A 13,289-nucleotide genomic window follows, 5' to 3' on the forward strand; every position below is an offset into this window, starting at 1 on the left:
GGGGGGGGCATAATGCGTTTTTGGGGATATTGATAACGATTGCAAAAATAAATTTATAGCGTATTCGTTTATTTATACCCTCAAAAAAGAGCTATGCTTCTCTTGGGTCAGCGATTTTGCCTTTTATCGCACTTATGGCTGCCACTGCAGAGTTTGCGAGATAAACTTCAGAGTTTCTTGCTCCCATTCGCCCTACAAAATTTCTATTAGTCGTAGAAACACATCGTTCGTTGTCTCCCAAAATCCCCATATATCCGCCAAGACAGGCACCACAAGTAGGATTAGAAATCAATGCCCCTGCTTCTAATAAAATATCAATGTAGCCTAGTTTATGGGCTTCTTTGTAAATGTTTTGTGTGCCGGGTGTGATGATGAGGCGGACATCTTGATGAACCTTTTTGCCCTTTAGAATCTCACTTGCGATTTTTAAATCACTCAAACGCCCATTAGTGCAACTGCCGATAAACACTTGATCAATCTTCAAATCATCTTTTATGGCTTGAGAAATGCTTTTGCCATTGCTAGGCAAAAAGGGATAGGCAATCACCGGCTCTAGCTTGCTAATATCAATTTGGATTGTTTGGGTGTAGTTTGCATCTGCGTCTGAATAAAACTCTCTAGGATTCGCACGCAAGAAAGGGCGAGATTTCAAAAACTCTCTTGTAATCTCATCTGGGGCGATGATTCCATTTTTTGCCCCTGCTTCAATCGCCATATTACACAAAGAAAATCTATCATCCATTCCTAGATACTTTATGCCCTCTCCGCAAAATTCTAATGTTTGGTATAATGCACCATCTACGCCAATTTGTCTAATCACTTCCAAAATCAAATCTTTGCCATAAATGTGTTTGGCAGGCTTGCCGATGAACTCTACCTTTATCGCACTTGGAATCTTAAACCAATTTTTGCCTGTAATCATTGCATAGGCTAAATCTGTGCTTCCCATACCTGTGCTAAAAGCCCCCAAAGCACCATGCGTGCAAGTATGCGAATCTGCACCGATAATCACATCACCACTTACCACTAAGCCTCTTTCTGGCAAAAGTGCGTGTTCTATCCCCATATCTTTTTCATCAAAAAAGTATTTGAGTTTGTGTTTTTTGGCAAAATCTCGGCTAATACGCGCTTGATTTGCACTTGCGATATCTTTTGCGGGGATAAAATGATCCATTACGATACAAAAACCATCGGGATTTGCTAGATTCTCCGCACCGCTTTGCTCATAAGCTTTGATAGATAAAGGCGTGGTAATATCATTGCCAATCACCATATCAATGGGGCAATCTATGATTTCCCCTGCATAAACCTTTTTGCCTACATGTTCTGAAAAAATCTTCTCGGTAATTGTTTGTCCCATAGCTAATCCTTTTTGATAAAATTTTTAAAATACTTTTGAATCTCTAAAATCTCACGCTTTTGTGCATAAAAACTATTAGAATTTGCCACCAAATACGCACTAACCTCCATAATCACCTCATCAATTTTGAGATTGTTTTGCCTAAGTGTGCTACCTGTCTCTACCAAATCCACAATCGCATCTGCCATTCCCACAAGAGGTGCTAGCTCAATAGAACCATACAGCTTGATAATATCAACACTTATGGCTTTTTTGGCAAAATAAGCTTTGGTGATATTCTCCATTTTGGTAGCGATTTTTAGTTTGGGCTTAGAAAAATCCAAAACATAATCATTAGGCGAACCGATGGCGACTTTGCATTTCCCAAACCCCAAATCAAGCAACCTCACTAAGCGGCTTTGTTTCTCTTCTAAAACATCTAAGCCCACTACGCCTATATCTGCCGCCCCTCGCTCGACATAAACCGGGACATCTTGACTTCTTACAAGCATAAATTCAAAATCTTTTTTCTTTAAAATCAATTTTCTATCTTCAAAATCCAATGAAGTTTGCAAAAAATCCTCAAAAATCTTCAATGCTTCTTGTGCGATTCTACCCTTAGGCAAGGCAACTTTTATCATAATTGGATTCCTTTGGAGATAATTTTATTTGTAATAATATTTTGCATTCCTTTAAAAATAAGTAAATCATCATAAATGCAATTTTCAAAAAAACGCGAAAGGAATTTACCATCACCACCGGTAAAATAAATCTTTTTGCCTTTGGAGAGATTCTCTATCATCAAAAGAATAGATTTCAACATACCATAAGAAACAGCGTCTTTTGTGTTTTGGGGGAAGGTATCTAATGCAACGCCAAGATTAAATTCACAATCTAATACCGCTATGGAACTAAACATTTCTCTATAACGCGATATGCCGGGCATAATGCAACCGCCTAAGTGGATTGCTTGGTGCATAATATCTATAGTAATCGCACTTCCTGCATCGACAATTACGCCATCTGTGATAGCATTACAAGCAACGATTCTATCTACGCCTAAGCCTTTGTAATTTGTATCCAAAGAAACAAAAGGCAAAAGATCAAAACAATAAGGGTGAGAATCCAAAAGAGACTTGGCAGAATCTTCATTAACGCTAATAAAAATAATCACTTCTTTTGGGTCTTTTGGAGTGAGTTGCGTTTTGGCTTCTCTCCAAACTCTACCGCGATAATAGAAATGCAAAAATGAATTTCCAATATCACAAAGTATCATTGCTTCACTTCACTTCTAAAATCTCATCACCTACAAAAATCTTTCCTGTCCCTGAAAATGCGGGTGTGTCTATCTTGTTGGGTAAAGAGTAAATTTCATAATTGCTTAAATCATTGCTTAGGGTAATCATATAACCGCGTGTTTCTAAAATCACGATTTTTTCACCATGGTTTGCTGCGGTAAAATGTGCAAAGGGGAATTTTTGGCGTTTGATTTCATTTAAATCTTTATCGGTTAGAATCACTTCACCTTCTGTGGTAAAAAGCACAATTTGATCCCCAAAAAACAAAATATCTTGCAAATTAGCATCAAAGGTATTAATCACATTTGGACTGACAGAAATCACTCGTTTGGGGGTTGCTGCAACCATTCTATCATTGATTGCTTCAAGAAAAATAACATTGTTGAAGTGTTTATCCCCATTGACTACGATATTGCGAATCATTTTGAAATTATTTCTATCTACGATTACAAGCTTACCATCAAGAGTTGGGATTATTGCAATATCACTCAAAAAATAAGGCGAAGCGATGAGGGTGTTATTGGTAGGGGCTGGGGTGCTTTCTTGTTTATACATTGCTTTGCCTAACTGCAAATCATACAATACAAAAGAATTATTATCAAAAATGATTGCTGCTAGATTATTGTCTAATGCTACACTGATAGGATTTCCCTCTAATGCAATGATATTTTGGGAATGGGTTTCTTTGTCAATCAATAAAAGCTCTTTGTTGTTTGTCGTGGCAAGATAATATTTTTCTGATTCTCCCAAATAACGCCCATTTTTAGGAAGAGTAGCTTCTGGGATTTGCGAATATTTGGTAATAAACTGCCCATTTGCCAAAGTCGCTCCATCGCGAGTGATAAAAATAATATCACTAGGCAAAGAATCGCTATAAGCAACGCTATCTTTGACTTCTTCGTCTTTAGGCTCGAAATAATATTTTGAACCACAACCACTTATCAAAAAAAGCAACAAAGTACCTATTAGAAATTTTATAAGATTATTTTGCATTATTAATTCCTTTAATGGTTAAATGTTCTAAGGCATTGGCAATTTCTTTGATAGTCGAATCGCTTGGAATCTTGGCTAAAATACTTTTTGCTTCTTTAATATTGCCCTTTTGTATTTCCAAATAAGCCGCTTCAAAATACCCCAAATCTGTCGAATTGCTAGAATTTAACTCTTGGAGATTCTTATCCAAACTAGCATTTTGCTGTTTGGAGAGTTTGGCTATCATTGGATCTTTGGAAGATTCAAGGGTTTTAAGCGTCTTGGCGTCTTGTTCTTTGAGCGCTTTTTGGAAAAGATACAAATCATAAAGTTTGCTTTGAGAATCTTTTAGGCTTGCAATTGCATTTTCATCGCCCATAAGTGCTTTTTGATAGAATTGTGCATTTTTTTGACTTTGTTGCTCTTGGTAATAATTATTTAAACTATACCCTACTCCGCCAACTACAAGAAGTGCTACTAAAATAATCAAAGGGATTTTATAACGCTTATACCAACTTTCAATTCTTATCAATCCCTCCAACATTTTCTCATCGCTGTTGATTTCTTCTTTGATATAATTTACATTTTGCTTTAAACTCAAAATTTCTCCTTTTATTTTCCTGTGCTACCAAATCCGCCTTTTCCGCGTTTAGTGCTATCTAGTGATTGGACTTCTTTGATTTTTGCTTGTTTTACTCTACAAAGCACCGCTTGTGCGATTCTGTCACCTTTATTGATGATAAAATCCTCTTCTCCTAAATTCATCATAATGACTTTAATTTCTCCGCGATAATCGCTATCAATTGTGCCGGGAGTATTAAGAAGAGTGATTCCATATTGCAAAGCTAAACCGCTTCTTGGACGCACTTGCACTTCATAGCCTTCTTTGAAACTAAAAGCCAACCCTGTAGGCACCAAAGCCCATTTTCCTGCTGGTATAGTCGTTGATTGAATCGCACACAAATCAAATCCCGCTGAACCTGAAGTCTGATACTTTGGCAAAATTGCCTCTGGAGTGAGTTTTTTGATTTTTAAAGTTGCCATTGTTATCCTTAAAACTCGATTTTTTTATAGCAAATTTCTAAGATTTCATAATCCACTTTGCCCTTTGGAAGCGAAATAGTTACCTCATCGCCAACAACTTTGCCCAAAAGCTGTTTTGCCAAAGGCGAATGATAAGAAATAAGCCCCTTGTCTGGATTGCTCTCTGTGGCACCAACAATGGTATAGCAAAACTGCTCTTCACTCTCCAAATCCTCTAGCGTGATAGTCGAGCCAAAGCTCACTTTATCATGGTCAATCGTGCTTGGATCAATCACGCGTGCTTCTGCAACAAGCTGAGTTAGCTCATTAATGCGTGCGTCCAAAAAAAGCTGTCTTTCTCGTGCTGCGTGATACTCGGCATTTTCTTTTAAGTCGCCATGCTCTCGTGCTGCGTCAATTTCTTTGATATTATTGGGGCGTTCTACTTCTTTGAGATTTTTTAATTCACTAATTAGCTTATTATAGCCGTATTCTGTCATTGGTTGCACTTCTAAACTCCAAATCTTTGAAAATAATTTATAATACTAACCAAAGAGGATTAAAAAGCACTTTAGTTTTTTAATTTTTTGACATATTTTTTGCAAAATTTTCAATTTTTTGGACACAATTTTTTGCACTGCCATTTTTTAAATACTCCAAAAGAATCTTTTTTTGGGCAAAAAATTTGGAATAATCATAATTTTGCATTGCCCAAAAAAGCGTATTAGGATTTACTTCTTCTTGCAAAAACTCTGGGTGAATAGGGAAATTTTGAGGGGTTTTATTGTCCTTTGGGGAACCAAAATAAAAAAACTCCAAAAAAATATTTGCAAGTCCGATATAATTAAGCTTAACAAGGCTTTTTGCAATCCAATAATCCAGCTTCCTAGCCTTATAAGCAAGAATTGTTGGGATACCAAGAAGTGTAGATTCTAAGGTTGCTGTGCCACTGCACACAAAAGCAAACTCACATTTTGCCAACCCTTCATAAGTATCATACACTATGCTAAAATCCTCTAAATCGCCATAAATTTTAGATAAATCGCAATTTTCAAAATGTTTGGGAGCAATCAATAATGGCTGTTTATGCAAAGCTTTTAATTTTTTGGCAAGGCTTTTAAAAATAGGAAAAAGCGCTTTGATTTCTGATATTCTTGAACCGGGCATAAAGGCAATAATGCCTGTATCTACCCTACCCTCCCTTGAAAATGGAATCTCATCTAAAAGCGGGTGTCCCACATAAGCAATGTTTGCCTCTTTGGGATAATAAGCACTCTCAAAAGGCAAGATTCCCCATAATTCATCACAAATTTGTGCGAGTATCTTTGCTCGATATGCTTTCCACGCCCACACTTGTGGCAATATATAATAAACCAAATAAGGTTTATTTAAATCCCCACTCAAAGCCTTTAACAAAGGAATATTAAAAGAAGAAGAATCCATAAAGATTGCAATATCACATTGTTTGGCTAATGCAATGAGCTCTTTTTTTATTTTAAAGAATCTAGGAATTAGCTTTAAAACACCGCTAAATCCCATAATTCTAAACTCATTTGGGCTAAAATTACTAGAAAATCCGAGAATCTTAGAATCAAAAATCCCATAAAAATGGCATTCCCCATATTGCTTTTGCAAAGTTTGGATAAGATAAGATAAATGGATATTTGCAGAATATTCTAATGCGGAAATAAAGATTTTGATAGGCTTATTCAAGATTGGATTCTTGTGAGGCTTTGGAATGTAAGCAAAAATAATCTTTTAAATCGCGAATTTCTAATAAAATCTTAGAAGTCTCTAAATCTAAAGATTTGAAGGTAGCAATAAGATTTTCTAATTGCTCATAAATCTCTTGTGCTTGGCTTAACAATACATAGGAATTAGCCGGCTTGGCTAAAAGCTTCTGGTAATTCTGATAAGAAACCTCTAATCTCTCTAATGCCACAGGTTTGGGAGGCAAGGTAATTTTAAGCTGCGATAAAGAGGAATGAATATTTTCACATTGGGTTTGAAGATTTAAAAAATCGCTTTGTAAATCCTTTTGCGAATCTGCTGGTATAGTTTCTTGGCAATTTTTTTGTGTTTCTTGCACACAATCCATTTCTTGAATGATTTTATTTTTTTGGGCAATTTGAGCTTCTAACTCTTTGTTTTTAATTTCTAATTCTTTGTTTTGCGAAAGCAATAAAGCATTTTTGGCAGAAATTTCATTAGAATTTTTTATCAACGCTTCTCTTTGTTGTGATAATATTTCATATTCTTCTTCAAATTGTTTTTTTTGGGTTTCAAAAATCTCATAAATCTGCCATACTTCTTTAATCTCGTCTAATTTTTTTGTAATTTCTTGCAAAGCAAAATTATGCTTCATTCCTCTCCTTTAAAAACCACAAAAATGCAAACATAATCCCGGAAGTTTTGGGATAAGATTCATCTAAAATAAACTCATAAGCTTGTTTGCGTGGAATAAAAATAACTTCAATATTTTCATCATCTACCCCACCTCCTTGATGGACTTTGCATTTCTCATCAATCGTGGCAAAAAACAATGTTTGCTTACTCCCAGCAAAACCCACTGAACTATAAAATTCTGTAATTTTTTCGATATTTTCTAATTCTACATTATATCCGCATTCTTCTAGTATTTCTTCTTGTGCAATTTCTTTGAGTGTTTTATTTGGCTTATCTGTAATACCCGCACAAAGCTCGTAAGTATAACCAATCTCGCTTTTTAGATTTTGAGTTTGGCGGATAGTTTCTTTTAAGAAAACTGCGGGGCGAAATTGCTTGACTATCACAAATGAATCCTTTTTTGGATGATAGAGCAACACAGCCACACTATCATGTGCTTCTATGATATCCCAGCTTCTTTCTTTGCCATTTTCACAAAAAAGCATTCTTTTGGGTTTGATATACAAAGAAGATTCACATGCACAAAAGCGAATATTAGTTATTTCTTTTGGAGGTTTCATCATCTTGTATTTCACTATTTTGTGTGAGATAAACAATATAAGAATTTTGCGTTACTTTAAAAGGCTCATATTCTGCATAAGTTGCCAAAATAGTATCTAGCTTGCTTTTATAATCTTTAGCAAAAAACAAAAATTGCTCTTTTTCTTTGCCTTTAAGTTTGGTTGTAGCAATCCTAAGATGTTTTTGGGGATTTAATGCACTGCCATTGCGATAAAGACCAAAATGCAAATGAGGACCTGTGCTCAATCCAGTGCTACCCACTGTCCCTATTTGTTTGCCTTGTGAAACATAAACCCCCGTGCGGATTCCTTTATTAATCTTGTGCATATGCCCATAAAGTGTGCGATAACCATTTTCGTGTTGGATAATCACGGTTTTTCCATATCCGCCCTTTGTCCCTGCGAAAATCACTTTTCCTTGACTAGCTGCTTTGATAGGGGTATGTCTTGGTGCGGCATAATCTGTGCCTAAATGGGGGCGTTTGTATCCTAATATAGGGTGTTTTCTCCCCATAGAAAAACTAGAGGAAATCCGCTTATAATTAAGCGGAATCATAAAAAGATATTTGTTGAGATTATTTCCTTGTAAGTCATAAAAATGTCCATCTTCATAACGCACAACATATTTTTGTTCATCGCTTGTTTCTAGGGTAGAAGCTTTGATAAGAGGGCTACCAAAAACCTTGCCTAAGCGATATTTTCTCTCATAAATAATAGCAAGTTTATCTCCCTTTTTAATTTGTCGTTTAAAATTAATACTGCCTTTGTAAGCTTGTATAAAATCTGAAGCCAAAAGTGTATCGCCTGTGTATTTGACAATATCATTATAAAGGGAGCTTTCCACAGAAAGTGCTATGGTGCGTTCTTTTTGAAAATAAACAATAGGAATCGCACGCATTCCATAACTATCACCTTGTTTATAAATATGGAGTTGTGAATTTTCATCAATAGGAATCAACGCTTGTAGCAAAGTCTCCCCATCATAAAGAGTATAAAAAGTATTGCCGCTAATAATCTCATCAGCTAGCTCTTTATCTTCTCTTTCTAAATCATAATAAACATTCAAAGGGATAGAATTTTTTTCAAAAAATGTTAATAATGTCTGACCATTTTCCCACTTACTTTCTTTAATCTCTGCTGCTTGCAAGCTAGATAACACAAAAACAAAACAACACAAACTTTTTAATAAAAAAATAAAAAAATTCATTAAAAGCACCCTAATAATTTTGATGATAAATGTAGATTATACCACAATAAAAGCGACTTTTAAAGATACAATACGGCTTTTTACCAAAAATTTTAGAAAAATCTGCTATACTTTTAGTTTAAAAATTAAATTCCATTTAGATTTAAGTGAATATCTCATTAGAAATAAACCTAAATAATAGAGGAAAAAATGAAAGATTGGTTTGTGCCTTCTATTAGTTTTGGATTGTTTATTTATTTTATGCTTTTTGTGATTTTATATGCAATAAAAATTGGCGGCTCTGATGTTCCATTATACAATACCGATGGATATATAGCTCCACCAAAAACCGATACAGAGAAATTTTTACAAGATATTTCAAAAAGTATTAAAAAAGCACTTTAGTTTTTTTAAAAATAGTCGATTTATGCGATATAAATTTTAAGAAAGGGAAAATATGATTAGCCATTTAATGAGCAATTCCGCCTTTTCTAGCGCCATTAATCAAGCAAACAATAAAAACACCGCACAGATTAATGGGGCTAAAAATGAACAGGTTGAAGAAAAACAAAAAAACTCACAAGTAAAAACAAATGCTTCTTCATCGAGAGTAGAAGAAATCAAAAATGCCATCAAAAATGGCACTTATCAAATTAATTTAAAGGGGAGTGCAGAGAAATTGGCACAAGAATTGCTTAGATAGAAATAATTTCAAATTTTAGGAGTTATTCTATGTCTTTGCAATTCTTAAAAGATGCGTTAGAAGATATTAAAGCTTTAATCGCTATTACTGAACAAGATATTTCTGATATCAAAGTAGCAAATAATGAATCCATTTTTGCAAGAATCCCACAAAAAGAAGAACTTACAAGCTCTTTTATCCGCAAAAAAGAAGCCTATGCAAAAAGTATAGAAGATAGACTACGCAAAGAATATCCAAATGCCACACTTGCTGACTTAACTTATGAGGACAAACAAAAGCTTTTGGGAGAAGGTGCGAGTGAATTTACTGCCCAACTTCATGACAAACTTGAAGAACTAAAAAAACTAAACTACCGCTTTGGCAAAATGTCTTTGGCAGTTTCTGAATTTTACAATTCACTTTTAAGGAATATTATCCCTATTGAACAACAAGGATACAAAAAAAGCTCCTTAAGCAATTCTTCCTTTCTTAAAACCGAAGTATAAATAGCAAGGAAAAATTATGGGTGGATTACTTTCTTCTTTAAACACGCCTTATACCGGATTAACCGGGCATCAAGTAATGGTAGATACAGTAAGCAACAACATTGCTAATGCCAACAATGAATTTTATACACGACAAGTAGTAAGAAGTGCAGCACAAACTCCCCTTTTGGTTTCTTCAAACTATGCTATTGGACAAGGGCTTGATACTTTGACTGTAGAGAGGGTGCATGATGAATTTACTTTTTCTCGCTACAAAAAAGCAAGTATGGAAAAAACTTATTATGATACAAGTTTTTCCGGGCTTAAAGAAGCTTCCTCTTATTATCCAGAAGTAGATGGGGTTGGTATTTATAACGATTTGCAAAACTACTTTAATGCTTGGAAAGATTTATCAACCAAAGCTGGTGATTCTGCACAAAAAATCGCACTTGCAGAACAAGCCTCTACACTTGCAAATAATATTTCAGCCACAAGAGAACGCTTAGTTAATCTCCAACAACGTCTTAATGATGAACTCAAAGTAGCTGTTGATGAAGTCAATCGCTTGGGAGAACAAATAGCACAGATTAACAAAAAAATTGCAGAATACGAAAATCAACAACTTAATCAAAAAGCAAATGATTTGCGGGATTTAAGAGATCAATATGAATTTGAAATTAACAATCTCATTGGTTGTGATGTTTTCAAAGAAGGACTTAAAGGAAGTGCGTGCGTAGATGAAAACATTGCTGATTTTGAAGAAGGATACACCCTCACTATTGGTGGAAAATCTATTGTAGATGGCACTTCATTTCACCCGCTTACTCTTGATAATTCCCAAAATGAAAGTGGAATTTATTCTATTAAATACCTAAGAAGCGACCACAAAGAATTCAATCTCACAAATTCACTCACCGATGGAAAAGTAGGTGCAATTTTAGATTTAATTCGCACAGAAGATGTCTTAACCTGCAATGGAACTTTAGGCAAACTACAAGTCTATATCAATGACTTAGATACCTTTGCTAATGGCTTAATTGAAGCTACTAATAATATTTATGCACAAAGCTCTCAATTAGAAGCAAGAAGTGATGTTTTAAATATCAATATCCAAGATGCACTCACAACAAGTGGCTACAATATCAACAATGGCAGCTTTAAAGTGGTTATGTATAATAAACAAGGCGAAGAGATAGGCACAAGAACAGTCAATATTGATGGGCTAACTAATATGCAAAGTATCCTAGACCAACTAAATGCCAATGTTGATGACAACGGCGATGCAAATGCAAGTAATGACTTTGATGATAGGTTTGTAGCAACTTTCAACAATGATACAAAAACCTTTGCTATTACCTCTAAGAATCCTGCCGAAGAGATTTACATTTCTATCCAAGATAATGGGACAAATTTCGCTGGAGCATTTGGGGTGAATCGATTCTTTGATGGCAATGATGCAAGCAATATTCAACTTGCACAATCTTACAAAAATGATCCAACCTTAATCCACGCATATAGAGAAGCAGTAGATGGCAATTTTGAAGTGGCAAATATGATGCAACAACTTCAATATAACAAAATCACTTTTACTGATTCTGAAGGCAATATACAAAATGAAACTATTAGTGGATATTTCCGCTTTATTGCTAGCAAAGTCGCCTCACAAACAGAAAGCACTCAAATCACACAAGAAACTAAAGAAGCAGTATATGTCTCTATCAAACAAGAATACAAAGCAATTTCAGAGGTTTCAGTAGATGATGAATTGGTCAATCTCATTAAATACCAAAGTGGTTATAGTGCTAATGCCAAAATGGTCTCTACAATCGATGAAATGCTAAATACACTACTTGGAATCAAAAGCTAGATGAGTCCTAATTGCCCTATCCTATAAAGCGCAAAATCATACTTGATAGGGTCTTTTGGATTTAATCCCCTCAAAAACTCGCTTGCCTCTAAAGCAGCTTTTAAATCATAACTTTTTCTTTTTAAGATTCCCAATCTTTGGCATACCCTAAAAGTGTGAGTATCTAATGGCAAAATCAAATCACTCGTTCTAATCCCTTCCCACATTCCCAAATCCACAGAATCTTTTCTAACCATCCAACGCAAAAACATATTCCACCGCTTCAAAGGGGAATTGCTTTGAGGTTTGCCAATTAAAAACTCCAAACCCGAAGTTGTTCTACTAAGTTTTTGGTATAACAAATATTGCAAAGATTCAATGCCTTTTAAGAGAGAATCTTTTTTGTAATGCTTATAAAAAATCCCATAAAGAGATTCAACCTCCAAAAGCACTTCAAAAAAATCTTGTATCTCATCTCTTGTTTGGAAACGATAGGGCTTAAGTGTGCATTGAGTAAATTGCGATTCTTGAAGACAATCTAGTTTGCAAGCTTCTAAAAACCTCACAATCGCCCTTGCATTGCCATAAGCAAATAAAGCACAAAAAAGTGCGACTTTTTCATTCTTAAATTTTCTTGCAATGCCTAATGGGTCGGGATAGTCAATAGAAATAGCATGGTAATGGTTAAAGGCTTCATATTGCTCTTCTAAAAGATGATAGAGAAACTTTTTAGAAAGACTTTTGGGCAGTTTGATGGGTGAGTGCATTTTTATCAAAAAAGGAAATTATAACCAAAGAAAAATCCTGTATTAGAAGTTTCACTCAAATCCAAATTTGTGCCTGTTGGTGTATCATTGATAATAACGCTGCTACTTTCATCGCCAAAATCTAATCGCCTTGATTGAATGCCAAATTCTAATTCACCAAACCTCGTTTCATAAATCGCCCCAGCTTTTACTCCATAAGTTAGCCCGGTATAATCCAATTTTCCCATCGCACTATCATTGATGACAAAACTTCCAGAATCAAAGCTACCAAACGCAATTCCAGCATTTACGCCAAGCAAAAGACGCCATTTTTGGGTGTTTGGTATTCTTGGAGTGAAGGCATACCCCAAAGTCAAACTACGATAAGAAAAGCCATTTTTCTTTAAAGTATTTTCAAAATTTACAAGGATTCTATGATTTTGACTTAATAAATATCCCATTTGCAAACCAAAACCAAATGGCTTTTCACTCAAATCGTGATTTTGTGAGGCAAAACCTGAAATATTCAAATTAGCATCTGATTCTACTTTATTAAAAGTCCCATACACCCCAAGCAAACGATTGCGTCGCTCTTCATAAAGTGGATGATAAGAAGCTTGCGGGGAAGAAGCTGTATTTTGATAGGCTTCATAACCAAAAAATAGATTAACAAACAATGCCAAAAAAAATACAATTTTCATCACTTTATCCCCCTTTTAATTTTTAAAACCTCTAGCAAAAATGAT

General features: G+C 35.0%; 17 protein-coding genes. 4 read left to right on the forward strand and 13 right to left on the reverse strand.

From position 1 onward, the window contains the following. Nucleotides 1–91 precede the first annotated feature (91 nt). From leuC to JJQ98_RS07545, 11 genes are all read right to left on the reverse strand, one after another. On the reverse strand, nucleotides 92–1,360 hold the full coding sequence (gene leuC / locus JJQ98_RS07495; protein WP_060663417.1) for a 3-isopropylmalate dehydratase large subunit: 1,269 nt from the start codon (nucleotides 1,358–1,360) through the stop codon (nucleotides 92–94). A 2-nt stretch (nucleotides 1,361–1,362) separates the two neighbouring features. Next, the gene (gene hisG / locus JJQ98_RS07500; RefSeq protein WP_005023405.1) at nucleotides 1,363–1,980 is read right to left on the reverse strand and encodes an ATP phosphoribosyltransferase; all 618 of its coding nucleotides are present in this window, start codon (nucleotides 1,978–1,980) and stop codon (nucleotides 1,363–1,365) included. Further along, complete coding sequence (locus JJQ98_RS07505) at nucleotides 1,977–2,615, reverse strand: type III pantothenate kinase (protein ID WP_005023406.1); 639 nt, start codon at nucleotides 2,613–2,615, stop codon at nucleotides 1,977–1,979. The genes hisG and JJQ98_RS07505 overlap by 4 nt, the downstream gene beginning before the upstream one ends. Nucleotides 2,616–2,619: 4 nt before the next feature. Continuing rightward, complete coding sequence (locus JJQ98_RS07510) at nucleotides 2,620–3,630, reverse strand: hypothetical protein (RefSeq protein ID WP_060661898.1); 1,011 nt, start codon at nucleotides 3,628–3,630, stop codon at nucleotides 2,620–2,622. Further along, nucleotides 3,620–4,210, reverse strand: coding sequence for a tetratricopeptide repeat protein (locus JJQ98_RS07515; RefSeq protein ID WP_151105153.1), 591 nt, complete (start codon nucleotides 4,208–4,210; stop codon nucleotides 3,620–3,622). Before JJQ98_RS07515 ends, JJQ98_RS07510 begins: the two co-directional genes overlap by 11 nt. 11 nt (nucleotides 4,211–4,221) lie before the next feature. After that, nucleotides 4,222–4,653, reverse strand: a complete 432-nt coding sequence (gene dut, locus JJQ98_RS07520) for a dUTP diphosphatase (RefSeq protein WP_005023412.1) — start codon at nucleotides 4,651–4,653, stop codon at nucleotides 4,222–4,224. Between the two features lie 8 nt (nucleotides 4,654–4,661). Then, nucleotides 4,662–5,132, reverse strand: coding sequence for a transcription elongation factor GreA (gene greA / locus JJQ98_RS07525; protein WP_151105157.1), 471 nt, complete (start codon nucleotides 5,130–5,132; stop codon nucleotides 4,662–4,664). A 79-nt stretch (nucleotides 5,133–5,211) separates the two neighbouring features. Further along, nucleotides 5,212–6,345 (reverse strand): lipid-A-disaccharide synthase, encoded by a 1,134-nt coding sequence (gene lpxB / locus JJQ98_RS07530; protein ID WP_151105152.1) that lies wholly within the window; start codon nucleotides 6,343–6,345, stop codon nucleotides 5,212–5,214. Continuing rightward, nucleotides 6,338–6,997: a hypothetical protein gene (locus JJQ98_RS07535; protein ID WP_005023418.1), complete on the reverse strand. Its 660-nt coding sequence runs from the start codon at nucleotides 6,995–6,997 to the stop codon at nucleotides 6,338–6,340. Before JJQ98_RS07535 ends, lpxB begins: the two co-directional genes overlap by 8 nt. Next, the gene (locus tag JJQ98_RS07540) at nucleotides 6,987–7,598 is read right to left on the reverse strand and encodes an NUDIX hydrolase (RefSeq protein WP_005023420.1); all 612 of its coding nucleotides are present in this window, start codon (nucleotides 7,596–7,598) and stop codon (nucleotides 6,987–6,989) included. The genes JJQ98_RS07535 and JJQ98_RS07540 overlap by 11 nt, the downstream gene beginning before the upstream one ends. Next, complete coding sequence (locus JJQ98_RS07545) at nucleotides 7,573–8,805, reverse strand: peptidoglycan DD-metalloendopeptidase family protein (RefSeq protein ID WP_104719634.1); 1,233 nt, start codon at nucleotides 8,803–8,805, stop codon at nucleotides 7,573–7,575. Before JJQ98_RS07545 ends, JJQ98_RS07540 begins: the two co-directional genes overlap by 26 nt. Nucleotides 8,806–8,994: 189 nt before the next feature. On the opposite strand from JJQ98_RS07545, the gene JJQ98_RS07550 reads away from it, so the two are divergent. The 4 genes from JJQ98_RS07550 to flgK are packed head-to-tail and all read left to right on the forward strand — an operon-like array spanning nucleotide 8,995 to nucleotide 11,818. Next, nucleotides 8,995–9,189 carry a hypothetical protein gene (locus JJQ98_RS07550; RefSeq protein ID WP_005023426.1) on the forward strand — a complete coding sequence of 65 codons (195 nt, stop codon included), beginning with the start codon at nucleotides 8,995–8,997 and terminating at the stop codon, nucleotides 9,187–9,189. Nucleotides 9,190–9,241: 52 nt separating this feature from the next. Next, nucleotides 9,242–9,487, forward strand: a complete 246-nt coding sequence (locus JJQ98_RS07555; protein ID WP_005023428.1) for a flagellar biosynthesis anti-sigma factor FlgM — start codon at nucleotides 9,242–9,244, stop codon at nucleotides 9,485–9,487. Between the two features lie 29 nt (nucleotides 9,488–9,516). Next, entirely contained in the window at nucleotides 9,517–9,972 is a 456-nt protein-coding gene (locus tag JJQ98_RS07560; RefSeq protein ID WP_054195808.1) for a hypothetical protein, read from the forward strand. 16 nt (nucleotides 9,973–9,988) lie between these two features. Continuing rightward, nucleotides 9,989–11,818, forward strand: coding sequence for a flagellar hook-associated protein FlgK (gene flgK, locus JJQ98_RS07565; protein ID WP_054198621.1), 1,830 nt, complete (start codon nucleotides 9,989–9,991; stop codon nucleotides 11,816–11,818). On the opposite strand, the gene JJQ98_RS07570 is transcribed toward flgK, so the two are convergent. After that, nucleotides 11,815–12,564 carry a TIGR02757 family protein gene (locus JJQ98_RS07570; RefSeq protein WP_065826635.1) on the reverse strand — a complete coding sequence of 250 codons (750 nt, stop codon included), beginning with the start codon at nucleotides 12,562–12,564 and terminating at the stop codon, nucleotides 11,815–11,817. The two genes, flgK and JJQ98_RS07570, sit on opposite strands and share 4 nt — an antisense overlap. A 5-nt stretch (nucleotides 12,565–12,569) precedes the next feature. Next, nucleotides 12,570–13,244: a hypothetical protein gene (locus JJQ98_RS07575; protein ID WP_060661902.1), complete on the reverse strand. Its 675-nt coding sequence runs from the start codon at nucleotides 13,242–13,244 to the stop codon at nucleotides 12,570–12,572. Nucleotides 13,245–13,289: the final 45 nt, after the last annotated feature.

Origin of the sequence: Helicobacter pullorum NCTC 12824, assembly GCF_017979475.1 — a bacterium.
Taxonomy (GTDB): domain Bacteria; phylum Campylobacterota; class Campylobacteria; order Campylobacterales; family Helicobacteraceae; genus Helicobacter_D; species Helicobacter_D pullorum.